Genomic DNA, 25036 nt, shown 5'->3' on the forward strand with positions numbered 1-25036 from the left:
GGGTTCATCTGCAGGTCGGCCGCATCGACGTTGCGGGCGAAGTTTCCTGGCGGATCGGCGGCCGGGATAGCCGCCCGTCCCTGGGTGGGCGGGTCCGAAGCGAGGCGCGCCTGATGCTACGCCGCGTCGGCGAATGCAAGGTTGGCTGGCGTGGCCCACACCGGGCGCGATAGGAGTTTAAGCTTCACGATGCCCGCGCGCGCCGCCAAGCCCCTCAGCATCCGTCGCCAGACCGGCCTGCCCGCCTGGCTGTCGCTGGTGCTGCGCCTGGCGCTGGCCCTGGCGCTGATCAGCGTCGCCCTGAGCGTTCACTGGCTCGACCGCGGCGGCCTGCGGGACAACATCGACGGAGAGATCAGCTTCTCCGACGTCGTCTACTTCACCATGATCACCGTCACGACGGTGGGCTATGGCGACATCGTGCCGGTGACCGAGCGGGCGCGGCTGTTCGACGCTTTCGGCCTCACCCCGATCCGGCTGTTCGTATGGCTGATCTTCCTCGGCACGGCGTACGATTTCTTCCTGCGCGGACTCTTGGAGAGGGGCCGAATGAGCCTGATACAGCGCAACCTGCACGGCCATGTGCTCGTGGCCGGCTACGGCGTCAGCGGCGCCGAGGCGGTGGCCGAACTGATGCGCGCCGGCACCCCCGCGACCAAGATCCTGGTGATCGACTGCGATCCGGCGTCCCTCAAGGCGGCGGAAGGCTGCGGCGTCACCGTCCTCGACGGCGACGCGACCCGCAACGCCACCCTGGAGACCGCCCACCTGGCGCGCGCCAGCGCGCTGATCGTCTCGGCCGGACGCGACGACACCTCGATCCTGATCGTGCTGACCGCCCGGCGGCTCGCGCCCGACCTGCCGATCAGCGTGGTGGTCCGCTCCGAGGACAACGAACCGCTCGCCCGCCAGGCCGGCGCCGACACGGTGATCAATCCGGCGAGCTTCGCCGGCCTGCTGCTGGCCGGCTCGACCCACGGCCCGCACATCGCCGAGTACATGGCCGATCTGGCCGGCGCGCACGGCACGGTGATGCTGCGCGAGCGGCGCGTCGCCCCCGACGAGGTCGGCAAACCGCTGTCGGCCCTCGCCACCGGGCTGGGCCTGCGCATCTATCGTGGCGGCCAGGCGTTCGGCTTCTCCGATCCGCAGGCCGCGCGGCTGGAGCCGGGCGACCTCGTCGTCGAGGTGGTCGCCCGCGCGGGCGATGCGCCAGACGCCCCGCAGACGTCACGCTAGCGCCGCGGCGGAACCGGCGCGGCGATCACCCATTGTTTCCAATCATGGGCAAGCACTTCATCGTTCTGGGGCTGACCTTCGCAGGCCTGGCGGCCTTCGCAGTGTTCGCCGGCTGGGCCTTCTTCGAGGGGTCACAATTCGGCGGCGGCTGGCGCAGCCTCGGCCCGATCTGGCCCTATGTGGTCGGCGGCTGCGTGATGGTCGCCGCGCTCACCGGCGTGCTGATGTGGTTGGCCTTCTATTCCGCCAACCACGGCTTCGACGAGCGCTTCGACCCAGACGAATACTAGTCCTCCCTCCTCGCCCCGAACTTAGTGCAACGTCGGCTTGGCGGCGTTCTTGCGCCAGAGTTCTTCAGTCAGGACGTTGGCGAAGCCGATCCAGCCGACGTAGGGCGCGACCATGCGCGCCGCCGGCGGGTCGATCTGCCGGGCGCGCCAGACATAGGCCGCCGCGGTGCCGAGCGTCGTGATCGCGGTGGCGAGCTGGCCGCCGAGGCGACGCGGGCCCAGCGCCATCCACATCGCGTTCAGCGCCTGCACCACGCCCCACAGCGTCAGCGCCTGGGTCCGCGCCGGGCTCCTCGGCGCATTCCAGATCCGCAGGCCGGACACGGTGAGCGCCAGGAACAGCGGCGGCCAGATCACCGCGAACGCCTTGGGCGGCGGCTGCATGGCGGGCTTGTCGAGGCGGTCGTAGGCGGCGCGGACCTTCGGATTGTCCGGCGTCGGCGCGTTGAGCCTGGCGATGATCGCCGAGCCCAGCACGGCCGTGGCCGTCACGCCCAGGCCGATCAGCAGGTGCTGGGTCGAACGCCCCCGGCTGTTGGCGAGGTTGTCCACCGCTCCGCGTACCAACGACGTCATGCCTACCTCCGCTTTTGCGTCCTGCCGAAATCCACAAGGCCCAAAGCCGGTTCCGGCGACGCCTTCAGCCGGGGCGGGAAGCGCGCTATGAGGCGCGCATGAGCGCTTCTCTCTGCCGGCTTTACCTGATCACCCCGCCGAAGCTCGACGACCTGGCCGGCTTCGGCCGGGTGCTGGCCCACGCGCTGGACGCCGGCGACGTGGCCGCGCTGCAGATCCGGCTGAAGGACGTCGACGACGACATCATCGCCGCGGCCGTCGATGCGCTGAGCCCGATCGCCGCGGCGCGCGACGTGGCGGTGATCCTCAACGACCGCCCGGACCTGGCGGCGAAGCTGGGCTGCGACGGGGTGCACATCGGCCAGGAGGACGGCACCTTCGCCGAGGCCCGCCGGCTGATGGGCCGCGACCGGATCGTCGGCGTCACCTGCCACGACAGCCGCCACATGGCGATGGAGGCGGCCGAGGCCGGCGCCGACTACGTGGCCTTCGGCGCGGTGTTCCCGACCGGCACCAAGGACGCCAAGTCCCGCTGCGAGTTGGAGGTCTTGAGCATCTGGCAGGAGACCATGGAGACGCCGTGCGTCGCCATCGGCGGGATCACCGTCGAGACCGCCCGCGAAGTGGCCCGCGCCGGGGCCGACTTCGTCGCCGTCTGCGCCGGCGTCTGGAGCCATGGCGAGGGCCCGGCCGCGGCGGTCGCCGCGCTCAACCGCGAGATCGACGCCGGGCTGGCCGAGCGGGCCTAGCTGACCGTTCACCCCGGCGAAGGCCGGGGCCCAGGTGAAGCCCACCAGGGCCTCAGGCTGGATCTGGATACCGGCCTTCGCGGGTACGAGCGGAGATCAGGTTGATCTAAGGCGCGCCGAGGATTTCCGGCACGCCCTCGGGCGGCCGCACCCACGGGGCGCGGTGCTCGATCCAGATCATCCGCTGCGGCGGCGGGAAGTCCTTGTCGGCGAAACAGCCGCCGGCGGCCATGATCTTCCCCGGCCGGCCCTCGGCGAGCCACCAGACGGTCGTGCCGCAGGTCGGACAGAAGCTGTAGTCGACCCAGGCGCCGCTTTCGGCGATCCGCCGCCAGACCTTCACGTCGCCGGAGTGTTCGAGCTCCTGGTCCTGCGAAAAGATGGCGGTGACGCCGAACGCCGCCCCGGTGCGACGCTGGCAGGCCTGGCAGGCGCAGCTCGAAACATACTCAGGATCGCCCTTCAGCCGCAGCCGCAGGCCGCCGCAAGCACAGGCCGCCTCATGTATCTTGCTGCGTCCATCGCCGCCTCCTGTCAGACTCCGAACAGATCGCCGCCGGCGGGGCGAAGCGCAACCGCCTTGCCTTGCCCCCGGCCAATAGGTATCCCGCCCCATGATCAGCCAATCCGCCCTTCTGAAGGTGATGAGCGACGCCGCGCGCAAGGCCGCGCGTGGGCTCAACCGCGATTTCGGCGAACTCGCCGAGCTGCAGGTGGCGCGCAAGGCCCCCGCCGACTTCGTCTCCGCCGCCGACCTCAAGGCCGAGGAGACGCTGTTCGAGGCGCTGAGCAAGGCGCGGCCGGGCTACAGCTTCCTCGGCGAGGAGCGCGGCCTGATCGAAGGCACCGACAAGACCCACACCTGGATCGTCGACCCGCTCGACGGCACGACCAACTTCCTGCACGCCATCCCGCACTTCGCGATCAACATCGCCCTCCAGCGCGAGGGCGCGATCGTCGCCGCCGTGACCTACAACCCGATCAGCAACGAGCTGTTCTGGGCCGAGAAGGGCAAGGGCTGCTACGTCAACGACAAGCGGCTGCGCGTCGCGGCCCGGACCCGGCTCGACGAGTGCGTCGTGGCGACCGGCATCCCGTTCCTCGGCCATGGCCAGCACGCGCGGTTCCTGAAGGAGCTGCACGGGATCAGCCAGCGGGTCGCCGGCGTGCGCCGCTTCGGCTCCGCCGCGCTCGACCTCGCCTGGGTCGCGGCCGGCCGCTACGACGGCTTCTGGGAACGCGACCTGAAGCCGTGGGACGTCGCCGCGGGCCTGCTGCTGGTCGCCGAGGCCGGCGGCAAGGTCACCGACGCCGACGGCGGCGATGACATGCTGACGCAGGGCTCGATCCTCGCCGGCAACCTCGACGTCCACCCGCTGGTGCTCGATCGGCTGAAGGCGGCGCAGTAGGCATTGCTCCCCTCGGGGGGAGCTGTTCCGCCCGCGTTTAATCCGCTCGTCCCCGCGAAAGCGGGGATCCAGGCTTTTTGTCCTGCGTCGGCGAGCGAACCCCCAGCTTTGACAACAAATACACCTGGGTCCCCGCTTTCGCGGGGATGAGCGGGTGCGGCGGCGCTACGCCGCCTCGCCGAACTGCAACGCGGCGAGCCGCGCGTAGAGGCCGTTGCGCGCCACCAGCTCCGGGTGCGCGCCCTGCTCGACGACGCGGCCCTCGTCCATCACCACGATGCGATCGGCCTTCAGCACCGTCGCCAGCCGGTGAGCGATCACCAGGGTGGTGCGGCCAGCCATGGCGCGGTCGAGCGCGGCCTGGACCAGGCGCTCGTTCTCGGCGTCCAGCGCGCTGGTCGCCTCGTCGAGCAGCAGCACCGGGGCCTCGCGCACCAGCGCCCGGGCGATCGCCAGCCGCTGGCGCTGGCCGCCGGACAGGCCGCGCGCCCGCTCGCCGACCGCGGAGTCCAGCCCCTGCGGCAGGGTCTCCAAGAAGCCCTCGGCCTGGGCCGCGCGGATCGCGGCGCGCAGCTCCTCGGGGCTGGCGTCGTCGCGGCCGAAGCGGACGTTGTCGAGCGCCGAGCCGGAGAACAGCGGGCTGTCCTGGGCCACCAGCGCCATCCGCGCGCGCAGCTCGGCGGGATCGGCGTCCTTCAGGTCGACGCCGTCGAACAGGATGCGGCCGGCCTGCGGATCATAGAAGCGCAGCAGCAGGCGGAAGACAGTGCTCTTGCCGGCGCCCGAGGGGCCGACCAGCGCCACCCGCTCGCCCGGGCGGACCTGCAGCGAAAAGTCGCGCAGCGCCGGCAGGTCCGGCCGCCCGGGATAGGCGAAGGTCAGGTCCTGGAAGGCCAGCGCGCCGCGGGCCGGAGCCGGCAGCGGCTGCGGATGGGCCGGACGCTTCACGTTCGGCTGGGAGTCCAGCAGCTCGCCGATCCGCTCCATCGCCCCGGAGGCCTTCTGCACGTCGCCCCAGCTCTCGCCGAGCGAGCCGACCGCGCCGGCGGCCAGCACCGCCAGGATGGCGAACTGGATCAGCGCCCCGGTGCTGAGATGGCCCTGCAGGGTCTGCTGGACGCCGAACCAGAAGATCAGCACCACACCGCCGAACACCAGGCCGATCACCAGGGCGGTCATCAGCGCCCGGGCGCTCATCCGCTTCAGGGAGGTGGCGAAGGAGGCCTCCACGGCCGCGCCGAAGCGCTCGGCGGCCATGCCCTCGCGGCCGAAGGCCTGCACGGTCTCCAGCGCGTCCAGGCTCTCGCCGGCCAGGCCGACAGCCTCAGCGAAGCGGTCCTGGGTCGAGGCGGTGAGCTTGCGCACCCGGCGGCCGAAGATCGCCAGCGGGCCGATCAGCAGCGGGATCAGCAGCAGCACCAGGCCGGTCAGCTGCGGGCTGACGATCACCATCAGGATGATCGCGCCGATCAGGGTCAGCAGGTTGCGCAGCGCCACCGAGATCGACGAGCCGACCAGGGATTCGACGATCTGGATGTCGGTGGTCAGCCGCGACAGCACCTCGCCGGTGCGGGTGCTGAGGAAGAACAGCGGGTCGAGCGTCAGGATGTGCCGGTAGGTGACCTTGCGCAGGTCCGCGACCACCCGCTCGCCGAGCTTGGTGATGAAGAAGTAGCGGCCGGCGGTGGCCACCGCCAAGGTCAGCGCCACCGCGCCGATCAGCAGGAACCACGGGTTGATCGAGGCCGCGGTCGCCGCGGTGCGCTGGGCCGAGCCCAGGTGATCGACCAGCAGCCGCACTGCGCCCGACAGTCCGAGCGTGGCGCAGGTCGAGACCAGCAGGAACAGGCCCGAGGCCGCCGCGTCGCCCCAGTGGGCCGCGATGAACGGCGCCAGCCGCCTGAGCGCGCCGACGTTGCGGCTCTTGCCGCGCCGCGCCGCCGCCTCGTCGAGGCCCTGCGCGAGCGTCTGGCCGGCGCTGGGGCGCCCGTCCGCCGCGACCGCGACGTCGGCCGTGTCTCCACTCATACGCGTCACACCTTGCATTTCGGCCGGGCTTTCGGTTATAGGCCCGGCTTCATTTTCGTGGCCGTCCTGGCGGGCGGCCGTTCAACTTTGGCCGCTCCTTTACGTCAGGCGCCCGCGCGATGAAACAAGACACCCACCCGGACTATCACTTCATCACCGTGGTGATGACCGACGGCACCTCCTACCAGACCCGTTCGACCTACGGGAAGGAAGGCGCGACGCTGAACCTGGACATCGATCCGAAGACCCACCCGGCGTGGACCGGCGGCGGCCACCAGCTGCTCGACCGCGGCGGCCGCGTGTCGCGCTTCAACGCCAAGTTCGGTGCCTTCACGCGCAAGTAAGCGCTGGAAGACTGCAAGTTTCGAACGCCGCGAGGGGCAACCTTCGCGGCGTTTTTGCTGTGCGCGCCCTCTCCGGTCATCCCCGCGAAAGCGGGGACCCAGGCTTCTTCGCCAGGGACCACGCGAAACTCGAACCACGAAAAACACGAAAGACACGAAACGCTGGCGCTGAGCGCGCCCGCACTGGCTGGCCTTGTTGCGTCAAAATGACCGGCCAGCGGCCGGTCGACTGATCGGCCTCAGGACCGCCCGGCACAGCCAAGCTGCGACGTCGCGCCACGGCGCGCGCCGGCAAAGCCTTTTCGTGGCTTTCGTGGTTTCCAAAAAGCCTGGCTCCCCGCTTGCGCGGGGACGAGCGGCTCGGACCTCAGAACCCGCCGAGCGCGGTCTTCAGGCGGTCGAGTTGGGACAGCACCGGGTGCGGGGCGGCGTTTTCGACTTCGACGTACATCCGCCGGTCGAGATGGCGGACGCGCTCATACAGCCGCTCGGAGCGGTCGAGCAGCGACAGCAGACCAATCGGCAGGCCCTCGGCCGGGGTCTCGGCGTTGCGGCAGACGTCCTCGGCGGCCAGCCGGTAGCGGTCCTCGCAGGCCGCCGTCGGGGCCATGTCGCCCTCCCGCACGGCGCGCTGCACCAGCAGCCAGGAGGCCACCTGCATCAGCCGGGTGGTCAGCCGCATGCTCTCCGAGGCGTAGGCCAGGGCGGCGTTGCGCGACAGCGACTTGGACTCCTGCCGGCCGGAGCCGTCGAGGTAGCCGGCGGTCTCTTCGACCAGGTCCATGCCTTCCTGGAAGGTCCGCTCGAACAGCTCGGATCGGGCGAAGTCCTGGATCACGTCAGAACGCCAGGGCAGCACGGTGTTCGCTTCGCTCATTTTGATCCCAGCCTCCGGCCGTTTCCTGACACGGGACGAGTGGTGTGTTGTCGGAGGCAAGGGTGCAACACCCGTGCCAAGCTTGGTAAGCGACCGGTTAAGATCGCGGTGAGAACAGAGCGTCGGCGGCGGCCCGCCCGGCCTGCTTGCGTTCGATCTGGCCCTGCACCCGGTCGATCTCGGCGCGCAGCATGGCGATGCGTTCCTCAAGCTCGGCGACGGCGTAGAGTTCGAGGTCTTCCTTCAGGGCTTCGTTGAGCCGTTGGCCACGACCCACGCGAACTTCGGCAGGTTCATCCATCGCGAACGCCTCCCTATGCCGTCCCCCCGGAGCCGGCTATCCAAACCCCGCAAAGCCGTCCCGCGCAAGACCGATGGAGCCACACCCATGAGCAATTCCGTCCCGGCGACCATGCGGGCGATCGTCATCGAAGGCGGCAAGGGCCCGGCCGCGGCCCTTCGCGCCGAAACCCTGCCGACGCCGCAGCCGAAGCCCGGCGAGATCCTGATCGCCGTGCGCGCCGCCGGCGTGAACCGGCCCGACCTGGTGCAGCGCGCCGGCGCCTATCCGCCGCCGCCCGGAGCGCCGGACACCCTGGGCCTGGAGGTCGCCGGCGAGGTGGCGGTGGCCGCCGGGCGCTGGCAGGTCGGCGACCAAGTCTGCGCCCTGCTCGGCGGCGGCGGCTATGCGCAGTACGCCGTCTGCGACGCCCGGCACGCCCTGCCGCTCCCCGCCGGGCTGGATTTCGTCCAGGCCGCGGCGCTGCCGGAGACCGTCTTCACCGTCTACGCCAACGTCTTCGAGCACGGGAGCCTGAAGGCCGGCGAGAACCTGCTGGTGCACGGTGCGACCTCCGGCATCGGCGTCACCGCGATCCAGATGGCCAAGGCCGCCGGCGCCAAGGTGATCGCCACCGGCCGCGGGGCCGACAAGGCCGCGGTCGCCCGCGCGCTCGGGGCCGACGTCGCCGTCGACACGACCGCCGAGGACTTCACCGAGGTCTGCAAGCGCGAGGGCGGCGTCGACGTGGTGCTCGACATGGTCGGCGGCGACTACTTCAAGAAGGAGCTCGACGCCCTGAAGACCGGCGGCCGCATCGTCTTCGTCGCCAGCCTCGCCGGCGGCGAGGCCAGCCTGCCGATCTTCAAGCTGATGCAGAAGCGCGCCGTGGTCACCGGCTCGCTGCTGCGCCCCCGCAGCGCCGACGAGAAGGCCCGGCTGGCGGCGGAGGTCGAGCGGGTGGTCTGGCCGTGGGTCGCCCAGGGCCTGCTGCGGCCGCCGGTCGACGCCACCTTCCCGCTGGAGCAGGCGGCCCAGGCGCATGCGCACCTGGAAGCCGGCGGGCACGTCGGCAAGGTGGTGCTGACGGTGTGACGCCCCCCTTTCCTACCTCCCCCGCGGCAGTGGGGGAGGTGAGCGCGTTGAAGCGGATCACCCCTCGGCGAACGGGTACGGCGAGATCGACTTGGTGAAGTCGTCGACCGTCAGCGTCCGGCTGATCGGCTCGGCGGCGCGTTGCGGGCAGGCCGGGCGTTCGCAGATCCGGCAGGCCGGGCCGATGGCGGTGGCCTTCGGCTCCTTCAGGTCGAGCCCGCGCGAATAGACCAGCCGCTCGGCGTACTTCAGCTCGCAGCCCATGCCGATCGCCAGCTCGGCGTCCTCGCCGGCGTAGGCGGTGGCGACGCGGGTGACGGTGCGGGCGATGGTGAAGTAGCGCTGGCCGTCCGGGGTCTCGACGATCTGGGTGATGATCCGCCCGGGCGTGCGGAAGCTGGAATGGATGTTCCAGCGCGGACAGGCGCCGCCGAACCGCGAGAACGGGAAGGTCGAGCCGGCGAACCGCTTGGAGATGTTCCCGGCGCTGTCGACCCGCATCATGAAGAACGGCACGCCCCGCGCGCCTGAGCGGGCCAGCGTGGTCAGCCGGTGGCAGGCCTGTTCGAACGAGACGCCGAAGCGGGCGCGGATCAGGTCGATGTCGTAGGCGGTGCGCTCGGCGGCCTCGTGGAAGGCGCCGTAGGGCATCAGCATGGCCGCGGCCAGATAGTTGGCGACCGACACCTTCAGCAGGTTGCGGGTCGGCCGGTCCGGCGGGTTCGAGCGGTCGGCCAGCCGGTCGAGCAGTTCGCGGTGCTCGAGGATCGCCAGCTGATAGGCCAGCGAGAAGGCCCGGCCTTCGGCGGTCAGCGCCTCCGACAGGAACAGCCGTTTGCGGTGATGGTCGAAGCGCCGGACGCTTTCCGGCAGCACCTCGACCGGCACCACCCGGACCTGGATGTTGTGGGTCTTGGCCAGCCGCTCGCGCGCGGCCCAGGCGAAGTCCTGCGGCTCGGCGCCCATCGCCTCGACCACCGTCTCGGCGGCGTCCTCCAGCTCGCCGAAGTAGTTCTTCTGCGCCTGGATGAAGTCGCGCACCCAGTCCGACGGCATGGCGACCGGCATCGCCGCCCCGCCCTCCTCCGGCCGGCCGGCGGCGCCCAGCTCCGACAGCCGGCGCTGGTCGAGGTAGGCGCGATACAGCCGCACCACGGCCTCGGCGACGCCCGGCGCGCTCTCGGCGACCTCGGCGATCTCGTGCCGCGGCAAGCCCAGGTCGCGGAACAGCTGGTCGGTGAACACTTCGGAGAGGCCGGTCGCGCCGGAGGACTCCGGATCCGACGACAGGCTCTTCAGGTCGAGGTCATAGGCCTCGGCCAGCCTGAGCAGCACCTGGGCGGTGACCGGGCGCTGGTTGCGCTCCAGGAGGTTCAGGTAGCTCGGCGAGACGCCCAGGTCCTCGGCCATCCGCGTCTGGGTGATGCCCAGCTCGCGGCGCAGGCGCTTCAGGCGCGCGCCCAGGAACAGCTTCCGGTCGGTGGTCGGGCCAGCCATCTGTGTGAGTTGTCACAGATTTACAAGTATTACAACGTCGAACTGTGACAGCTTCGCCTTTTGCCCCGCCGAGGGCTGTTTCCTTAATGGGAATTCAAGCGTTAGTGGGCTGCGACGGTTGTCAAAGGCGACCCCCCCAGTCAATTCGCGGAAGAGTCAAAATGTCCTACCAAGACCACATCATCGAGATGGGCCAGCTCATCAAGAGCAAGAGCGGCATGTGGGATGGGATCGGCGCCGAGGCCGTGGCGCGCATGCGCCTGCAGAACCGCTTCAAGACCGGCCTGGAGATCGCCCGCTACACCGCCGACATCATGCGCAAGGACATGGCGGCCTACGAGGCCGACCCGGCGCAGTACACTCAGTCGCTGGGCTGCTGGCACGGCTTCATCGGCCAGCAGAAGCTGATCTCGATCAAGAAGCACTTCCGCACGACCAAGCGCCGCTACCTCTACCTGTCGGGCTGGATGGTCGCCGCGCTGCGCTCCGACTTCGGCCCGCTGCCGGACCAGTCGATGCACGAGAAGACCTCGGTGCCGGCGCTGATCGAAGAGCTCTACACCTTCCTGCGCCAGGCCGACGCCCGTGAGCTCGGCGGCATGTTCCGCGAGCTCGACGCCGCCCGGAAGGCCGGCGACGCGGCGCGCGAAGAGCAGCTGACCGACGCGATCGACTCCTACGAGACCCACGTCGTGCCGATCATCGCCGACATCGACGCCGGCTTCGGCAACGCCGAAGCGACCTACCTGCTCGCCAAGAAGATGATCGAGGCCGGCGCCTGCTGCATCCAGATCGAGAACCAGGTCTCCGACGAGAAGCAGTGCGGCCACCAGGACGGCAAGGTCACCGTCCCGCACGAGGACTTCCTGCAGAAGATCCGCGCGGTCCGCTACGCCTTCCTCGAGCTCGGCGTCGACAACGGCGTCATCGTCGCGCGCACCGACAGCCTGGGCGCCGGCCTGACCAAGCAGATCGCGGTCTCCAAGCAGCCGGGCGACCTGGGCGACAAGTACAACAGCTTCCTCGACTGCGAGGAGGTCGCCCCGTCGGAGCTGCAGAACGGCGACGTCATCATCAACCGCAACGGCAAGCTGCTGCGGCCGAAGCGCCTGCCCTCGAACCTGTTCCAGTTCCGCGCCGGCACCGGCGAGGACCGCTGCGTGCTCGACTGCATCACCGCGATCGACAACGGCGCGGACCTGCTGTGGATCGAGACCGAGAAGCCGCACATCGAGCAGATCGCCGGCATGATGGACCGGGTCCGCGAGGCCCATCCGACCGCCAAGCTGGTCTACAACAACTCGCCGTCGTTCAACTGGACGCTGAACTTCCGCCAGCAGGTCTATGACGCCTGGCAAAAGGCCGGCAAGGACGTCAGCCAGTACGACCGCGCCAAGCTGATGAGCGTCGACTACGACGGCACGGCGCTGGCGATCGAAGCCGACGAGCGCATCCGCACCTTCCAGGCGGACGCCGCCAAGCGCGCGGGCATCTTCCACCACCTGATCACCCTGCCGACCTACCACACCGCGGCGCTGTCGACCGACAACCTGGCCAAGGAGTACTTCGGCAGCCAGGGCATGCTCGGCTACGTGCTCGGCGTTCAGCGCCAGGAGATCCGTCAGGGCATCGCCTGCGTGAAGCACCAGAACATGTCCGGCTCTGACCTCGGCGACGACCACAAGGAGTACTTCGCCGGCGAAGCCGCGCTGAAGGCCGGCGGCGTCCACAACACGATGAACCAGTTCGCCTAAGGCGGCGCCCGGCGGGCGGCTGGTCCGTCCGCCGGATCTTCAGGAGCAAGCAGCATGACCACGGAACGCTATTGGGTCGTCGGCGGCGAATACAGCAGCACGACCTTCCATACGCTGAAGAAGGGTCAACCGGACGTACTCGGCCCCTTCGCGACCCGGGACGACGCCCGCGCCGCCTGGAAGCAGATCTCCGAGCAGACCCGCAGCTGCGCCACCGCCAAGTACTCAATCACCGCCGAGCAGCTGACCCTGCCGCACTGATGGATTTTGGGCTGCTCCCGCACCGGCGGGGGCGGCTTCTCATCCGGAAGAACGCCCCCTCCGTCTCGCGCCTGCCGGCCTACCGGGTCGCAAAGCGACCCGGCCACCCTGGGATTGCCCGCCGCAAAGCGGCGGGGTGGCCACCTCCCCCGCTTCGCGGTGGAGGATCTTGGCGTAAAGATGCTCCCACCGCGCAGCGGGGGAGCTGTCAGCGAAGCTGACTGAGGGGCGTTCTCGCCCTCGCCGCCGCACCATAGTTTCAAGGACATCCACCCCCATGACGCAGATGATCGAGAAGGCCGGGCTGCAGGTCGCCGAACCGCTGGTCCGCTTCCTCGAGGACCGGGCGCTGCCCGGCACGGGGGTGACGGCCGAGGCCTTCTGGGCCGGGCTGGCCGCGATCTACGCCCGCTTCGCGCCGGAGAACGCAGTCCTGCTGGCCCGCCGCGACGAGCTGCAGGCGCAGATCGACGGCTGGCACGCGGCCCGCAAGGGCCAGCCGATCGACCAAGCCGCCTACCAGGGCTTCCTGCGCGAGATCGGCTACCTCGTGCCCGAGCCGGCGCCGTTCGCGGTCGCGCCGCGTAACGTCGACGCCGAGGTGGCGACGCTGGCCGGGCCGCAGCTGGTGGTGCCGGTGCTCAACGCCCGCTTCGTGCTGAACGCCGCCAACGCCCGCTGGGGCAGCCTCTACGACGCGCTCTACGGCACCGACGCGATCCCCGGCCAGGCTAAGGGCCCGGGCTACGACCCGGCCCGCGGGGCGCAGGTGATCGCCTGGGCCAAGGCCTTCCTCGACGAAGCCGTGCCGCTGGCGGACGGGACCTGGGCCGAGTTCGCCGGCGGCGACCCGGAGCTCAAGGACCCGTCGCAGCTGGTCGGCCGGCGCGGCGAGAGCCTGCTGCTGCGCCACAACGGCCTGCACATCGAGGTGGTGGTCGACGGGGCCCACCCGATCGGCCAGGACGACCCGGCCAGCATCGCCGACGTGGTGCTGGAGTCGGCGCTGACCACCATCGTCGACCTCGAGGACTCGATCGCCGCGGTCGACGCGCAGGACAAGGTCGAGGCCTACGCCAACTGGCTGGGGCTGATGAAGGGCGACCTCGAGGCCCGCTTCGAGAAGGGCGGCAAGGTGCTGACCCGCGCGCTCGACGGCGACCGCCGCTATGTCGGCCTCGACGGGGCCGAGCTGGTGCTGCCGGGCCGCAGCTTGCTGTTCGTGCGCAACGTCGGCCACCTGATGACCACCCCGGCGGTGCGGCTGCCGGACGGCCGCGAGGCGCCCGAGGGGATCCTCGACGCCGCGGTCACCAGCCTGATCGCGCTGCACGACCTGAAGCGGCTCGGCCGCTTCACCAACAGCCGCGAAGGCTCGGTCTATATCGTCAAGCCGAAGATGCACGGCCCGGAGGAGGCGGCGTTCGCCAACCGGCTGTTCGACGCGGTCGAGGACCTGCTCGGGCTGGCGCGCCACACGGTGAAGATCGGGGTGATGGACGAGGAGCGCCGCACCTCGGCCAACCTGGCGGCCTGCATCGAAGCGGTGAAGGACCGCATCGTCTTCATCAACACCGGCTTCCTGGATCGGACCGGGGACGAGATGCACACCTCGATGCGGGCCGGGCCGATGATCCGCAAGGTCGAGATGAAGAACGCCGACTGGATCAAGGCCTACGAGGACCGCAACGTGCAGATCGGCCTGGCCTGCGGCCTGTCCGGCCAGGCGCAGATCGGCAAGGGCATGTGGGCGGCCCCCGACAAGATGGCCGACATGCTCGAGCAGAAGCTCGGCCATCCGAAGGCCGGGGCCTCGACCGCCTGGACCCCCTCGCCGACCGCGGCGACCCTGCACGCCACCCACTACCACCGGCTCGACGTGTTCGCCCGCCAGGCCGAGCGCCGGGCCGAGCCGGTCGCCAGCCTCGACCGGCTGCTCAGCGTGCCGGTCGCGCTGGGCCGCAACTTCAGCCCCGACGAGATCCGCGAGGAGCTCGACAACAACGCCCAGGGGATCCTCGGCTACGTCGTGCGCTGGGTCGACCAGGGGGTCGGCTGCTCGAAGGTGCCGGACATCTTCGACGTCGGGCTGATGGAGGACCGCGCGACCTTGCGGATCTCCAGCCAGCACATGGCCAACTGGCTGCTGCACGGGGTGGTCACCGCCGACGAGGTCGAGGCGGCGCTGAAGCGCATGGCGGTCAAGGTCGACCAGCAGAACGCCGGCGATCCGGCCTACCGGCCGATGGCCGGGCGCGAGGACCAGAGCCTGGCCTTCCAGGCCGCCCGGGCGCTGGTGTTCGAAGGCGTCGCCCAGCCGAACGGCTACACCGAGCCGCTGCTGCACGCCTACCGGGCGAAGGTGAAGGCGGGCGCCCAGTAACCCCACCTGTCATCCCGGAAGCCGCGTGAGCGGCTGTCCGGGATCCAAGAACACCGGCGTCGCCGGCCTCGGCGCGACCCTCGCCGCGCCGTGTTCTTGGGTCCCGGTCTTCGCTTCGCGAAACCGGGATGACACTGGAAATTTCCGCCCTACCTCCCCCGCGAAGCGGCGGGAGGGGGACCGCGCGCCGAGCGCAGCGAAGAGCGCGGGGTGGAGGGGGCGGGCGGCCGGCAGGGCCTCGCCGCTCACACGCCTGCATTTTCGAAGCGGGGACGCCGCGCCTGCGGCTTGCCCCCACTACCGTCCGCTCTTCGGCGGACGGTCCCCCTCCCCCGTTGCACGGGGGAGGTAAGCGCGTCTCAGCCTACTTCTTCACCCAGCCGCCGCCGTTCGGCTTATAGAACTGGCCGGGCTGGATGCGCGGCTGGACGACGTTGACGAAGGCCGCGGCGCCGGCGGCCTCCGGGGTGGCGCCGGTGCGCGCCGCGGCTTCGCGGTAGACCTGCGCACGGCCGGCGTTGATCTCGGCCACCGCCGAGCGCAGCGCCGGGTCGCCGCCGCCGGTCACGAAGCCGAGGAAGCCGTCGGCCTGTTCGCCGACGACGCCGGCGGCCTTGGCGGAATCGACGGCGGCCTTGGCCTGCGCGGACTGCGCCACGGCGGCGGCCGGAAGGGCCAGCGCCGCCAGGACCGCCGCGCCCACGCCCAGAATGTCTCGGGTCTGCATCTCTGTTCCGTCCGCCTAGAAGAGGTTCGGGTTCTTCTGGATCAGGTCTTTGACCTCTTGATCCAGGCGCAGCCGGACGTCGGCGTCCAGCTTGGCGTAGATGGTGATCGGCTTGACGTCGACCGTCACCGTCGGCGCACAGGCCGAGGCCAGGGTCCCCATCAAGAGCAGCGCGCTGAACGCAGCTGCAGGGGGCGTCTTGCCGGTCATACGCTGGTCTCCGTCGATCTCACCATTACATCCTTCTGCATCAGGGCTGAACCGGAGCTGAACCTTGCAGCCGCCGGAACTCGGCGTAGTCCCCCAGCAACTGGTCGAGGTTGATCGTCGTGTCCAGGGTCAGATCGACCCCGGTGCCCGACGGCAGCGGCAGCTTGCGGTTCAGGAACTTCTTCTGGATCAGGTCGATCAGCGACAACCGGATCTCCTGGTGCTGCGGCGGGTCGTGCTTGCCGATGATGTGGAACAGCACCGCCAGGCGCCCGTCGTCGCGGCTGTCGAGGCCCGCCGACAAGGTCGAGAAGGCGAGGTTCTCCATCGCCTGGTAGGCGAAGTCGCTGATGGTGTCGGTCGATTCCGCCGCCGCGGCGGCCGCCACCGCCGCCGGCGCGCCGGAGACTTCCGCCCCGCCCGAGGCGGCGACGCCGGTCAGCGCGGTGCGCTGGATCGACAGCCGCCCCGGCTGGATGGCCTGCAGCGTCCCCTTCTGGATCCGCACCTGCTCGCCGTCGGCGGTGAATGGGATGCGGCCGTCGACCTTGGCGTCCAGCTCGACCCGATCGCCGAACGGCGAGGCCTCGACCAGGTCGTTCAGCTGCACGCCGGCCAGTTCGATCACGCCGCGCACCGGCCGGCCGGGGACCAGCGGGATCTCCAGGACCTCGATCTTCGCCAGGCCGCTGGCGAACGCCGCCTTGCCGCCGGTGACGGTCAGCGTCTCGGGCTCCAGCCCGAAGGCCAGGCTGAGGTCGGTGATCGGGCCGACCGGGGTGTCGACCCGCTCGGCCCGCAGCGCCTGGCCCTTCGCCGCCGCGAGCGGGGCGAGGCTGGCCAGCGCCACCTTGCCGGACAGCCCGACCACCGGCCCGACCGGGCTCTGGAAGTCGAGGCGCGGGATCTCCAGCACGCCGGAGCTGGTCGCCGTCGTCGGCGTCCAGGCGAAGCCGCCGGAGAAGCGCACCTCGCCGGTCGCCGGCGAGGCCACCGGCGCGGCCAGCGGCGACAGGTCGGCCGGCTGCAGCCCGCCCTGGGCGAAGCGCAAGCTCCCGGTCTCGATGTCGACGCCGCCGCGGTCGCGGATGGCGTCGTGCCGCAGTTTGGCGGTGGCCAGCGGCCGGCCGAGCGCGGCCTCGCGCACGTCGAGGTCGGCGCTCCAGATGTCGCGCGCCAGCCGCGCCTCGCCGGCCACCGTCACCGGGCGGAACCGCGTCTGCGGCGCGGCGTCGGTCGCCTCGGCCCGGGCGATCCGCACCCGGGCATCCATCGTCCCGCCGCGCAGGCCCATGTCCATCGTCCCGGCGCCCTGGGTCACCCGGGCCTGCAGGAATGGGACCTCGGCCGAGACCGCCTCGGCGCGGCCCTCGATCCGCCAGTCGCCGCCGGCCAGGGTCAGCAGCGGCCGCCCGTCCGGGCACAGCCGGCCGTCCAGCTTGCGGACGTCGTTCTCGCCGAAGTTCAGCCGCTGCGCGGTCGCCGCGACGCAACGGTCGGCGGTGAAGCTCAAGCGCCCACCGGCCAGGCGCAGCGCGCCGGCGGCGTCGAAATCGCCCTGCTCGATCGGGCCGATCGAAAACTTGGCCTTGACCTGGCCCGAGGCGGTCGCGCCGTCCGCGGTCAGCGCCACCCGGCTGATGCGCGCGTCGACCACCGGCAGGCCGCCGCCGGCCGCGGTCAGCCGCCAGCCCGCGCCGGCCGGGGCCAGCGTCACCGCACCGCCGGCGTCCGGCGTCAGCCGCACCGGCTGGACCAGCCGCGCATTCACCGCCCCGTCGCGGCCGCGCACCGCCACGGCGGGCGCGGCGAAGCGGAAGCCGCGGGCGGCGCGCTTGGCGGCGGCGATCTCCCGGGAATCCTCCGGCGTCGGCAGGCCGAGTCCGGTCCAGGCGCCGTGCCCCAGCGCGTGGGCGACCAGATCGAGGTCGAGGCCGCGCTGATCCAGCGCCACCGGCCCGCGGGCCGCGGCGGTGACCGTGGCGAGCCTCAGGTCCTCGCGCGCATAGTCGGCCAGCCCGAGCGTGGCGGCGAGCGCGCCGGCCACCGCGTCGCCGCCCTTGCGGGTCCAGGCGAGGTCCTCGACGCTGGCCGTCGCCCGCAGCTCGCGCGCCGTCCCGCCGGCGGCCTCCGCGCCGGTCGCGCGCAGGTTGGCGACCGCCCGGCCGTGCAGGGCGAAATCCTCGATCCAGCCCGAGGCCTTGCCGGTGACCGCCGCGGTGACGAAGCCGTTGCGCAGCGCGTTGTCGCCGACCGCGAGCCGCCCGCCGGACAGCGACGCATTGGCCACCACCGCGCCCTCGCCGCGCCGGCGGACCAGGTCCGGGTAGGGCCCGGTGACCGACGCCCGCAGCCGCGCATTGGCCGCCGAGAGCTGTCCGGCCTTGGCGCTGGCGACCGGCGCGTCCAGGCTGAGCTCGACCCGGTCGCCGACCGCCTGGGCCCGCACCGCCGCCGAGCCGAGGGTGACGTCGAAGCCCTGGCCGCGCAGCCGCGTCGCCCCGCTGCGCGCGCTGAGCCGGCGCAGGCGGCCGTCCTCGGTCAGCCCGTCGCCGTCGATCCGCACCAGGCCGTAGTCGGTGTCGAGCAGCAGCACCCCGCCGTCGACGGCGACCCGCGGCTGCACCGCGCTGGGCCGCGGCGGGCGCTTGGTGAATTCGGCGATCAGCGGGTCGAGCGCGCCGGCCGACAGCTTGCCGCCGCGCAGCCGGGCGCGCAGCACCGGCCGCTGCAGCCGCACCGAGCGGACCTCGAGCCCCAGGCCCTTGAGGCCGTAGCCGACCTCGGCGCGCTCGATGGTCAGATCCGGCCGGCCGGGCGGGCCGATGGTCACCGAACCGACCACCCCGCTCGGGCCGATCGCGTGCACCTCGGCCGAGGCGGCCACCCCCTTGGAGCGCAGCCAGGCGGTCAGCGCCTCGCGGGCGATGGTCTTGCGCGCCGCATAGAGCAGCAGCGCCGCGACCAGCACGACGACGCCCAGCACCGTCAGCGCCAGGCGCAGGCGGCGGGAAAATACGGGCGGCGCGGCTTCGGTCAAACGAGGGTCCCTGAGATCCTAGGGCGAAGGTGTAGCGCAAACCGCGCGAAAGCGTGGCGCCGCTTGCGACTAACGACCTGAGATTGACTTGGGAGCCACGCCCGACGCCAATCCGTTTCCAGGCGACGCCTTCGAGGAGAATTTGCGATGACGGCCGTCAATACGGTGATGGACTTGAGCCACGACGGCGAGGTCGCCGTCCTCACCCTCGACTCCCCACCGGTCAACGCCCTGTCATTGGCGGTGCGCGAAGGCCTGTTCGAAGGCTTCAAGGCGGCGCTGGCCAGCGAGGCCAAGGCGGCGCTGCTGATCTGCGCCGGCCGCACCTTCATCTCCGGCGCCGACATCACCAACCTCGGCGACATGCTGAAAGGCCCGAGCCTCGAGGACATCGAGACGCTGATGGACGGGGCTGACCGGCCGCTGCTCGCCGCCCTGCACGGCACCGCCTTCGGCGGCGGCCTGGAGGTCGCGCTGTGCGCCCATTTTCGCGTCGCGGTCCCCTCGGCCAAGCTCGGCTTCCCGGAGGTGAACCTCGGCCTCCTGCCGGGCGCCGGCGGCACCCAGCGACTGCCGCGGGTGACCGGCCCGCAGAAGGCGCTGGAGATCATCACCTCCGGCAAGCCGGTGCGTGCGCCGGACGCCCTGGCGCTCGGGCTGGTCGATGACCTGGTCGAGGAGGGCAAGCTGCGCGACGGCGCGCTGGCCTTCGCCCGCCTGGTGCTGAGCGAGGGCCGGCCGCTCAAGCGCATCCGTGACCGCGACGACCAGATCGCGCCGTTCCGCGGCAAGCCCGAGCTGTTCGAGCAGTTCCGCAAGGCCAATGCGGCCAAGTTCCGCGGCCAGATCGCGCCGGACTGGATCGTCGAGGCGGTCCAGGCAGCGGTCGAGAAGCCGTTCGACGAAGGCCTGGCGCTCGAGAAGCAGCGCTTCTTCCAGGCGGCGATGAGCCCGCAGTCGCAGGCGCGGCGCTACTACTTCTTCGCCGAGCGCACCGCCCAGAAGGCGCCCGACCTGCCGCCCGAGACCAAGCCGCGCGAGATCCGCAAGGTCGGCGTGATCGGCGCCGGCACCATGGGCGGCGGCATCGCCATGAACTTCGCCAACATCGGCCTGCCGACCACCCTGATCGAGATGAAGCAGGAGGCGCTGGACCGCGGCCTGGCGGTGATCCGCGGCAATTACGAGCGCTCGCGCGGGGCCCGCCCCGAGGAGACCGAGCAGCGGATGAGCCTGCTGACCGGCTCGCTGGACATGGCCGACCTCGCCGACTGCGACCTGGTGATCGAGGCGGTGTTCGAGAACCTCGAGGTCAAGAAGGAGGTCTTCGGCAAGCTCGACAAGGCCTGCAAGCCGGGCGCGATCCTGGCCAGCAACACCTCCTACCTGAACATCGACGACATCGCGGCGGCGACCAGCCGGCCCGGCGAGGTGCTCGGCCTGCACTTCTTCTCGCCGGCCAACGTCATGCCGCTGCTGGAGATCGTCCGTGGGGCGAAGACCAGCCCGGAGACCCTGGCCACCGTGCTGGAGCTCGGCAAGCGCATCCGCAAGACCGTGGTGATCTCCCGCGTCGGGCCCGGCTTCATCGCCAACCGGGTCGCCAGCGCCCGGCTGGCCGAGATCAACAGCTTCCTGCTGGAGGGACTGTCGCCGGCCCGCGTCGACAAGGTGCTCTACGACTTCGGCTTCCCGATGGGGCCGTTCGCCATGATGGACCTGGTCGGGCTCGACGTGATCCCCGACCCGCCGGGGCAGAAGACCATCCGCAGCTGGATGGTCGAGGCCGGCCGGCGCGGCCAGAAGGGCGGCGGCGGCTTCTACGACTACGATGCGGCGCGCAATCCGCAGCCCTCGCCGGCCGCCGACCAGGTGATCGCCGACTTCCGCCAGGCCGCCGGCGCGCAGCCGAAGGAGGTGACCGACGAGGAGATCCTCGAGCGCAGCCTCTACCTGGAGGTCAACGAGGGCGCGAAGGTGCTGGACGAGGGCGTCGCCATCCGCGCCTCGGACATCGATGTCGCCCTGGTCAACGGCTACGGCTGGCCGGTCGATCGCGGCGGGCCGATGTACTACGCCGACCAGATCGGCCTGGATAAGGTGGTCGCCAGGCTCAAGGAATTCGAGGCCAAGTTCGGGCCGCAGTACGAGCCCGCGCCGCGGCTCGAACGGCTAGCCGCGGAAGGCAAGAAGCTGGCCGACCGAAGCTGAAGCTTCCGCTGGCGCCGCGCTTGCGGCGCACTACATCAGACGGATCACTCGCCGGGGGATTTCCGTGTCGTTCGACAACCTGTTCCAGCCGCTCGCCTTCGCGCGCGGGCCGCAGATGAAGAACCGCTTCATGCTGGCCCCGCTGACCAACAAACAGAGCCGCCCGGACGGCGTGCTGACCGAGGACGAGATCCACTGGCTGTCGCTGCGGGCCAAGGGCGGCTTCGGCCTGGTGATGACCGCTGCGGCCCACGTGCAGGCGGTCGGCAAGGGCTTCGAGGGCCAGCTCGGCGTGTTCGGCGACCAGCACCTGCCCGGCCTGGCCCGCATGGCCGAGCGTTTGCGCGCGCATGGCGCGGTCTGCGCCGTCCAGCTGCATCATGCGGGCAATCGCTCGCCGGCCGAGCTAGTCGGCCAGCCGGTCTCGGCATCGGACGACCCGCAGACCGGCGCCCGGGGCCTGAGCCTCGACGAGGTGGAGGCCCTGCGCGACGACTTCATCGCCGCCGCCGTCCGCGCCGAGCGGGCCGGCTTTGACGGCGTCGAGATCCACGGCGCCCACGGCTACATCATCACCCAATTCCTGTCGGCCGAGCTCAACCGGCGCGAGGACCGCTACGGCGGCCCCCTGGAGAACCGCACGCGGCTGCTGTTCGAGATCATCGACGGGGTGCGCGCCGCCGCCGGCCCCAATTTCCAGCTCGGCCTGCGGATCACCCCCGAGCGCTTCGGCATCGAGCTCGCCGAGGCGGTGGCGATGACCCGGCGACTGCTGGCCGGCGGCCAGCTCGACTACCTCGACCTGTCGCTGTGGGACGTCTTCAAGGAGCCGGCGGAAGAGGCGTTCCAGGGCCGCACCCTGATGTCCTATTTCACCGAGCTCGACCGCGGGCGGACCCGCATCGGCGCCGCCGGCAAGGTGATGACCCCGGACCAGGCCGCCGCGGTGATTTCGGCCGGCTGCGACTACGTCAGCCTCGGCCGCGCCGCGATCCTGCACCACGACTATCCCGACCGCTTGCGCCGCGACGACCGTTTCCGCCCGGTGGCGACCCCGGTCGCGCGTGAGCACCTGGCCGCCGAGGGCCTGAGCCCGGGGTTCGTCGAGTACATGAAGAGCTTCAGCGGCTTCGTGGCCGAGCACGTAGCTGCGGAGTAGGCGGCAGGCCCTCGGCGTCCGCCTTCACAGCCCCGTCGGCCAGGTCTCGTCGGCGGCGCCGGCGGGCGACATCCGGGTCGGCAGCGGGGTGACGGCGGTGGTTTCGTCGAACCAGACGTAGGCGTCGTACTGGCCGGGCAGGCGGCAGTCGACGTAGTGGCTCGAACGCTCGCTCTGCGGCCGGTAGATCACCCCGATGAAGCGCTGCAGCCGGGGCTCCCACAGGGCGTTGCGCACCGCCTCGTTCTCGCCCTCGCGCAGGTCGAGCAGGAAGCGGTCGCGGCCGCAGTCATGCGCCGCCCGCTCGCAACTGCCCGGCAGCGACGGCTGCACGGTCTTGATCTGTATCGGCCCGTCCCAGTCGTCGGCGCAGGCCACCTCGCCCATATGCGTGCCAAAGCCGATCAGCCGCGCGGACTCGCCCCAGCGCTCGCGGCAGAGCTGGCCGATGTTGAGCTCGTCGCGCACCACGCCCATCTCGGTCGCCCGGGCGTCGCCGATGTGCGAGTTGTGCGCCCAGACCACCGCCCGCGCGTCGGGCCCGTGCGACTCGAGCAGCGCCTCGAGGGTCTCGAACATGTGCCGGTCGCGCAGGTTCCAGCTCTCGGAGCCGCCGTAGTACATGGCCCGGTAGTAGGCCTCGGCGTCGCGCACCAGCCGCGCGCTCTGGGCCGCGTCCTGCAGCTCCTCGGCGTCCTTGGTCCCGGCCTCCAACTGCCGCTCCAGCATCTCGCGCAGCATGGCGGTGACCGCCCGTTCGCAGCGGGTGTAGCCGGCGCTGATCGCCTGGCGGCCATAGGCGGCCGGCGCGTGCGCCCAGGGCTCCAGGCAGCCGTAGCGCTCGCGGGCGATGCGGGCGGCCTCGGGGTCCTCGCGGTCCAGGTAGTCGATCACCGTCCGCATCGAGGCGGAGAGATTGTACAGGTCGAGGCCGTAGATCCCGGCCCGGTGCGCCCCGGTGTGGAAGCGGTTGTGGTCGCGCAGCCACTGCAGGAATCCGTCGAACTCGTGGTTGCGCCACATCCAGGTCGGGAAGCGGGTGAAGGCGTCGGCGGCGTGCGGCGGCTTGTGGCGATAGCGCACGTGGGCGTCGAGCACGCGGGCGTCGGGCCAGTCGGCCTCCAGCGCGACGATGCGGAAGCCGCGCTCCTCGATCGCCCAGCGGGTGAGGCTGGCACGGGCGCGATAGAACTCCGCGGTGCCATGGCTGGCCTCGCCCAACAGCACGACACGCGCGCCGTCGAAGAAGCGGTCGAACAGCCGACCGAACAGTGGGTCGTCGATCTCCGGCATCGGCTCGGCGGCCTCGCCGATCAGCTGCGGAAGATCCTTGCGGGGTCGGCGTGACGGGCCGATGTCGTCAAGGAACTCGGACATGGCGAGGCAACCGCCCCTGGCCCTCGCCAGTTCCGCCCGCGCTGATGTTTCAAGGAGCCGTGATGCCCGTCGAGCTGCGCACGCTGGAGACCGTCTACCAGGGCTACATGACGCTGATGCTGGCGACGCTGGCGGCCGACGACGGAACCACCTTCAAGCGCGAGATCGAACATCACGGCCACGCCGCGGCGGTGCTGCCGTACGATCCCGAGCGGCGCACCGCGCTGATGGTCAGCCTGCCGCGGGCGCCGGTGATCTGGGCCGACGGGCCGTCCGAACTGCTGGAGGCGGTCGCCGGCATGCTCGACGGCGAGGACGCCGAGACCTGCGTCCGCCGCGAGGCGCTGGAAGAGGCCGGCGTCCAGCTGCAGGCGCTGGAGCCGGTCGGGACCGCCTACGCCTCGCCCGGCGTCTCCAGCGAGCGGCTGCAGCTGTTCCTCGCGCCCTACCGCTTGAGCGACCGGGTCGCCGCCGGAGGCGGGCTGGCCGAGGAGCACGAGCTGATCACGGTGATGGAGCTCCCGCTCGCCCAGCTGTGGGCCCGGGTCGAAACTCACAGCATCGAGGACCTGAAGACCCTGACGCTGCTCCTGGCGCTCCGGGTGCGGCGGCCGGAGCTGTTCGCGAGTTGATCCGGAGACGGAGCATCCGATGAGCGACCCGCGAAAATTCTACACCGGCTGGCTGCTGGACGCGGACGATCGCGCGGCGCTGCTGGCGCGCTTTGCGCCGGTCTACCCCGAGGTCGTCGCTCATCACGTGACGCAGAAGTTCGGCGACGTCCGCGCCGACCCGCCGAGCGCGACCGCCGGCGAGGTGGTCGGCGTCGCCGACGACGGCCAGGGCGTACAGGCGCTGGTGGTGCGGATCGACGGCGCCACCGCGCGTCCGGACGGCTCGACCTACCACATCACCTGGTCGCTCGGGCCGGGCCGCGAGGCGCGTGAGAGCAACGCGGTGATCGCCCAGCTGGGCTTTACGGCGCTGCCGGCGCCAATCCCGATCCGGCTCGAACCGAAACCGTTCGGCGGCGGATGATCCCAAGCTTGGCAGCAGTCCCGATGGATGAGTGCTAAAACACTGAATTTGCGCGACATTTATTCGAATCGGGCGCACGCTTCGCAGGTGCGGCGCCGACTGCGCCGCGCGGATTGAACAAGTCGCGAGGTGCTTGATGATCGCGTCGCCCGAGTTCCGGAAACAGCTCGAAGGCTACGGCCTGACCACCGCCGAGATCCTCTACCGGATGCCGGATCACCCGGCGCTGCTGCAGAGCTACATCTGGCAGGAGTACGACCTCTTCCCCGAGTTTCCGGTGCTGAAGAAGTTCCTCGACTTCTGGACCCGCAGCCTCGACGGGCCGCTGTTCAAGGTGAGCGTCGCCCATAACCGGCTGATCAAGCCCGCGGAGTTGAAGGCGCTGGACGGCGAGTTCCGACTGCACTGAGGCGGACGGCGAAAGTCGCGGGGGCGCCCTCCCCCCGGCGCTAGGGGTTTACCCGATAGCCCAGCCCCAGCCTCCGGCGTTCG

At 71.0% G+C, this 25036-nt stretch carries 24 protein-coding genes and 1 other annotated feature; of the genes, 14 read left to right on the forward strand and 10 right to left on the reverse strand.

Annotation, left to right across the window (positions count from 1 at the left end; translation table 11 throughout):
- Nucleotides 1-40: 40 nt before the first annotated feature.
- Nucleotides 41-99: a sequence feature (sul1 is cis-regulatory element that is thought to sense ions involved in sulfur or methionine metabolism; They are found in Alphaproteobacteria), on the reverse strand.
- Nucleotides 100-189: 90 nt separating this feature from the next.
- Nucleotides 190-1239 (forward strand): potassium channel family protein, encoded by a 1050-nt coding sequence (locus ACSQ14_RS16715; protein WP_436014780.1) that lies wholly within the window; start codon nt 190-192, stop codon nt 1237-1239.
- Nucleotides 1240-1283: 44 nt separating this feature from the next.
- Entirely contained in the window at nt 1284-1529 is a 246-nt protein-coding gene (locus tag ACSQ14_RS16720; RefSeq protein ID WP_436014782.1) for a hypothetical protein, read from the forward strand.
- 21 nt (nt 1530-1550) lie between these two features.
- On the opposite strand, the gene ACSQ14_RS16725 is transcribed toward ACSQ14_RS16720, so the two are convergent.
- Nucleotides 1551-2105, reverse strand: coding sequence for a TspO/MBR family protein (locus ACSQ14_RS16725; RefSeq protein WP_436014784.1), 555 nt, complete (start codon nt 2103-2105; stop codon nt 1551-1553).
- A 98-nt stretch (nt 2106-2203) separates the two neighbouring features.
- Here ACSQ14_RS16725 and thiE point away from each other — a divergent pair, with 98 nt between their 5' ends.
- A complete protein-coding gene (gene thiE, locus ACSQ14_RS16730) occupies nt 2204-2854 on the forward strand; it encodes a thiamine phosphate synthase (RefSeq protein WP_436014787.1) in 651 nt (216 codons plus the stop codon).
- 106 nt (nt 2855-2960) lie between these two features.
- Here thiE and ACSQ14_RS16735 read toward each other — a convergent pair whose 3' ends face one another.
- Nucleotides 2961-3470, reverse strand: a complete 510-nt coding sequence (locus tag ACSQ14_RS16735; protein WP_436014789.1) for a GFA family protein — start codon at nt 3468-3470, stop codon at nt 2961-2963.
- Between ACSQ14_RS16735 and ACSQ14_RS16740 the strand changes: the two genes are divergently transcribed.
- Nucleotides 3469-4263: an inositol monophosphatase family protein gene (locus tag ACSQ14_RS16740; RefSeq protein ID WP_436014791.1), complete on the forward strand. Its 795-nt coding sequence runs from the start codon at nt 3469-3471 to the stop codon at nt 4261-4263. The genes ACSQ14_RS16735 and ACSQ14_RS16740 overlap by 2 nt on opposite strands.
- Nucleotides 4264-4428: 165 nt before the next feature.
- On the opposite strand, the gene ACSQ14_RS16745 is transcribed toward ACSQ14_RS16740, so the two are convergent.
- Nucleotides 4429-6291, reverse strand: coding sequence for an ABC transporter transmembrane domain-containing protein (locus ACSQ14_RS16745; protein ID WP_436014793.1), 1863 nt, complete (start codon nt 6289-6291; stop codon nt 4429-4431).
- A gap of 119 nt (nt 6292-6410) precedes the next feature.
- Here ACSQ14_RS16745 and rpmE point away from each other — a divergent pair, with 119 nt between their 5' ends.
- Complete coding sequence (rpmE, locus tag ACSQ14_RS16750; RefSeq protein WP_436014795.1) at nt 6411-6635, forward strand: 50S ribosomal protein L31; 225 nt, start codon at nt 6411-6413, stop codon at nt 6633-6635.
- A gap of 367 nt (nt 6636-7002) precedes the next feature.
- Here the strand turns inward: rpmE and rcdA are convergent, their stop codons facing one another.
- Nucleotides 7003-7512 carry a protease adaptor protein RcdA gene (gene rcdA, locus ACSQ14_RS16755; RefSeq protein WP_436014797.1) on the reverse strand — a complete coding sequence of 170 codons (510 nt, stop codon included), beginning with the start codon at nt 7510-7512 and terminating at the stop codon, nt 7003-7005.
- Between the two features lie 97 nt (nt 7513-7609).
- Complete coding sequence (locus tag ACSQ14_RS16760) at nt 7610-7813, reverse strand: DUF1192 domain-containing protein (protein WP_436014799.1); 204 nt, start codon at nt 7811-7813, stop codon at nt 7610-7612.
- Nucleotides 7814-7900: 87 nt separating this feature from the next.
- Here ACSQ14_RS16760 and ACSQ14_RS16765 point away from each other — a divergent pair, with 87 nt between their 5' ends.
- Nucleotides 7901-8887 (forward strand): NAD(P)H-quinone oxidoreductase, encoded by a 987-nt coding sequence (locus ACSQ14_RS16765; protein WP_436014801.1) that lies wholly within the window; start codon nt 7901-7903, stop codon nt 8885-8887.
- A gap of 57 nt (nt 8888-8944) precedes the next feature.
- Here the strand turns inward: ACSQ14_RS16765 and ACSQ14_RS16770 are convergent, their stop codons facing one another.
- The gene (locus ACSQ14_RS16770) at nt 8945-10384 is read right to left on the reverse strand and encodes a helix-turn-helix domain-containing protein (protein ID WP_436014803.1); all 1440 of its coding nucleotides are present in this window, start codon (nt 10382-10384) and stop codon (nt 8945-8947) included.
- Nucleotides 10385-10545: 161 nt separating this feature from the next.
- On the opposite strand from ACSQ14_RS16770, the gene ACSQ14_RS16775 reads away from it, so the two are divergent.
- From ACSQ14_RS16775 to ACSQ14_RS16785, 3 genes are all read left to right on the forward strand, one after another.
- Nucleotides 10546-12138 carry an isocitrate lyase gene (locus tag ACSQ14_RS16775; RefSeq protein WP_436014805.1) on the forward strand — a complete coding sequence of 531 codons (1593 nt, stop codon included), beginning with the start codon at nt 10546-10548 and terminating at the stop codon, nt 12136-12138.
- 54 nt (nt 12139-12192) lie between these two features.
- A complete protein-coding gene (locus ACSQ14_RS16780; protein ID WP_436014807.1) occupies nt 12193-12399 on the forward strand; it encodes a DUF4170 domain-containing protein in 207 nt (68 codons plus the stop codon).
- Between the two features lie 277 nt (nt 12400-12676).
- Complete coding sequence (locus ACSQ14_RS16785; RefSeq protein ID WP_436014809.1) at nt 12677-14782, forward strand: malate synthase G; 2106 nt, start codon at nt 12677-12679, stop codon at nt 14780-14782.
- Nucleotides 14783-15146: 364 nt separating this feature from the next.
- On the opposite strand, the gene ACSQ14_RS16790 is transcribed toward ACSQ14_RS16785, so the two are convergent.
- The 3 genes from ACSQ14_RS16790 to ACSQ14_RS16800 are packed head-to-tail and all read right to left on the reverse strand — an operon-like array spanning nt 15147 to nt 18759.
- The gene (locus ACSQ14_RS16790; protein WP_436014811.1) at nt 15147-15509 is read right to left on the reverse strand and encodes a YdbL family protein; all 363 of its coding nucleotides are present in this window, start codon (nt 15507-15509) and stop codon (nt 15147-15149) included.
- 15 nt (nt 15510-15524) lie between these two features.
- Nucleotides 15525-15719: a YnbE family lipoprotein gene (locus tag ACSQ14_RS16795; RefSeq protein WP_436014813.1), complete on the reverse strand. Its 195-nt coding sequence runs from the start codon at nt 15717-15719 to the stop codon at nt 15525-15527.
- Nucleotides 15720-15759: 40 nt separating this feature from the next.
- Nucleotides 15760-18759 carry an intermembrane phospholipid transport protein YdbH family protein gene (locus ACSQ14_RS16800; protein WP_436014815.1) on the reverse strand — a complete coding sequence of 1000 codons (3000 nt, stop codon included), beginning with the start codon at nt 18757-18759 and terminating at the stop codon, nt 15760-15762.
- A 147-nt stretch (nt 18760-18906) separates the two neighbouring features.
- Here ACSQ14_RS16800 and ACSQ14_RS16805 point away from each other — a divergent pair, with 147 nt between their 5' ends.
- Nucleotides 18907-20970: a 3-hydroxyacyl-CoA dehydrogenase NAD-binding domain-containing protein gene (locus ACSQ14_RS16805; protein WP_436014817.1), complete on the forward strand. Its 2064-nt coding sequence runs from the start codon at nt 18907-18909 to the stop codon at nt 20968-20970.
- Between the two features lie 64 nt (nt 20971-21034).
- Nucleotides 21035-22129, forward strand: a complete 1095-nt coding sequence (locus ACSQ14_RS16810) for an NADH:flavin oxidoreductase (RefSeq protein ID WP_436014819.1) — start codon at nt 21035-21037, stop codon at nt 22127-22129.
- 24 nt (nt 22130-22153) lie between these two features.
- On the opposite strand, the gene ACSQ14_RS16815 is transcribed toward ACSQ14_RS16810, so the two are convergent.
- Complete coding sequence (locus tag ACSQ14_RS16815; RefSeq protein ID WP_436014821.1) at nt 22154-23506, reverse strand: erythromycin esterase family protein; 1353 nt, start codon at nt 23504-23506, stop codon at nt 22154-22156.
- Nucleotides 23507-23568: 62 nt separating this feature from the next.
- Here ACSQ14_RS16815 and ACSQ14_RS16820 point away from each other — a divergent pair, with 62 nt between their 5' ends.
- The 3 genes from ACSQ14_RS16820 to ACSQ14_RS16830 all read left to right on the forward strand — a co-directional run bounded on the left by ACSQ14_RS16820 (nt 23569) and on the right by ACSQ14_RS16830 (nt 24953).
- Nucleotides 23569-24138, forward strand: a complete 570-nt coding sequence (locus ACSQ14_RS16820) for an NUDIX domain-containing protein (protein WP_436014823.1) — start codon at nt 23569-23571, stop codon at nt 24136-24138.
- Nucleotides 24139-24157: 19 nt separating this feature from the next.
- Nucleotides 24158-24544, forward strand: a complete 387-nt coding sequence (locus tag ACSQ14_RS16825) for a hypothetical protein (RefSeq protein WP_436014825.1) — start codon at nt 24158-24160, stop codon at nt 24542-24544.
- A 136-nt stretch (nt 24545-24680) separates the two neighbouring features.
- On the forward strand, nt 24681-24953 hold the full coding sequence (locus ACSQ14_RS16830) for an usg protein (protein WP_436014827.1): 273 nt from the start codon (nt 24681-24683) through the stop codon (nt 24951-24953).
- The last annotated feature ends 83 nt before the right edge of the window (nt 24954-25036 follow it).

It is taken from the genome of Phenylobacterium sp. LjRoot219, from assembly GCF_964252995.1.
In the GTDB taxonomy this organism is placed as follows: domain Bacteria; phylum Pseudomonadota; class Alphaproteobacteria; order Caulobacterales; family Caulobacteraceae; genus Phenylobacterium.

What these genes read in the sequence shown, in the direction of transcription:
- ACSQ14_RS16760 (WP_436014799.1), bottom strand. Translation starts at nt 7,813, where the DNA reads ATGGATGAACCTGCCGAAGTTCGCGTGGGTCGTGGCCAACGGCTCAAC.
- rcdA (WP_436014797.1), bottom strand. Translation starts at nt 7,512, where the DNA reads ATGAGCGAAGCGAACACCGTGCTGCCCTGGCGTTCTGACGTGATCCAG.
- ACSQ14_RS16740 (WP_436014791.1), top strand. Translation starts at nt 3,469, where the DNA reads ATGATCAGCCAATCCGCCCTTCTGAAGGTGATGAGCGACGCCGCGCGC.
- ACSQ14_RS16735 (WP_436014789.1), bottom strand. Translation starts at nt 3,470, where the DNA reads ATGGGGCGGGATACCTATTGGCCGGGGGCAAGGCAAGGCGGTTGCGCT.
- ACSQ14_RS16780 (WP_436014807.1), top strand. Translation starts at nt 12,193, where the DNA reads ATGACCACGGAACGCTATTGGGTCGTCGGCGGCGAATACAGCAGCACG.
- ACSQ14_RS16725 (WP_436014784.1), bottom strand. Translation starts at nt 2,105, where the DNA reads ATGACGTCGTTGGTACGCGGAGCGGTGGACAACCTCGCCAACAGCCGG.
- ACSQ14_RS16745 (WP_436014793.1), bottom strand. Translation starts at nt 6,291, where the DNA reads ATGAGTGGAGACACGGCCGACGTCGCGGTCGCGGCGGACGGGCGCCCC.
- ACSQ14_RS16790 (WP_436014811.1), bottom strand. Translation starts at nt 15,509, where the DNA reads ATGCAGACCCGAGACATTCTGGGCGTGGGCGCGGCGGTCCTGGCGGCG.
- ACSQ14_RS16770 (WP_436014803.1), bottom strand. Translation starts at nt 10,384, where the DNA reads ATGGCTGGCCCGACCACCGACCGGAAGCTGTTCCTGGGCGCGCGCCTG.
- ACSQ14_RS16715 (WP_436014780.1), top strand. Translation starts at nt 190, where the DNA reads ATGCCCGCGCGCGCCGCCAAGCCCCTCAGCATCCGTCGCCAGACCGGC.
- ACSQ14_RS16805 (WP_436014817.1), top strand. Translation starts at nt 18,907, where the DNA reads ATGACGGCCGTCAATACGGTGATGGACTTGAGCCACGACGGCGAGGTC.
- ACSQ14_RS16765 (WP_436014801.1), top strand. Translation starts at nt 7,901, where the DNA reads ATGAGCAATTCCGTCCCGGCGACCATGCGGGCGATCGTCATCGAAGGC.
- ACSQ14_RS16775 (WP_436014805.1), top strand. Translation starts at nt 10,546, where the DNA reads ATGTCCTACCAAGACCACATCATCGAGATGGGCCAGCTCATCAAGAGC.
- ACSQ14_RS16830 (WP_436014827.1), top strand. Translation starts at nt 24,681, where the DNA reads ATGATCGCGTCGCCCGAGTTCCGGAAACAGCTCGAAGGCTACGGCCTG.
- ACSQ14_RS16815 (WP_436014821.1), bottom strand. Translation starts at nt 23,506, where the DNA reads ATGTCCGAGTTCCTTGACGACATCGGCCCGTCACGCCGACCCCGCAAG.
- ACSQ14_RS16785 (WP_436014809.1), top strand. Translation starts at nt 12,677, where the DNA reads ATGACGCAGATGATCGAGAAGGCCGGGCTGCAGGTCGCCGAACCGCTG.
- thiE (WP_436014787.1), top strand. Translation starts at nt 2,204, where the DNA reads ATGAGCGCTTCTCTCTGCCGGCTTTACCTGATCACCCCGCCGAAGCTC.
- ACSQ14_RS16720 (WP_436014782.1), top strand. Translation starts at nt 1,284, where the DNA reads ATGGGCAAGCACTTCATCGTTCTGGGGCTGACCTTCGCAGGCCTGGCG.
- ACSQ14_RS16825 (WP_436014825.1), top strand. Translation starts at nt 24,158, where the DNA reads ATGAGCGACCCGCGAAAATTCTACACCGGCTGGCTGCTGGACGCGGAC.
- rpmE (WP_436014795.1), top strand. Translation starts at nt 6,411, where the DNA reads ATGAAACAAGACACCCACCCGGACTATCACTTCATCACCGTGGTGATG.
- ACSQ14_RS16820 (WP_436014823.1), top strand. Translation starts at nt 23,569, where the DNA reads ATGCCCGTCGAGCTGCGCACGCTGGAGACCGTCTACCAGGGCTACATG.
- ACSQ14_RS16795 (WP_436014813.1), bottom strand. Translation starts at nt 15,719, where the DNA reads ATGACCGGCAAGACGCCCCCTGCAGCTGCGTTCAGCGCGCTGCTCTTG.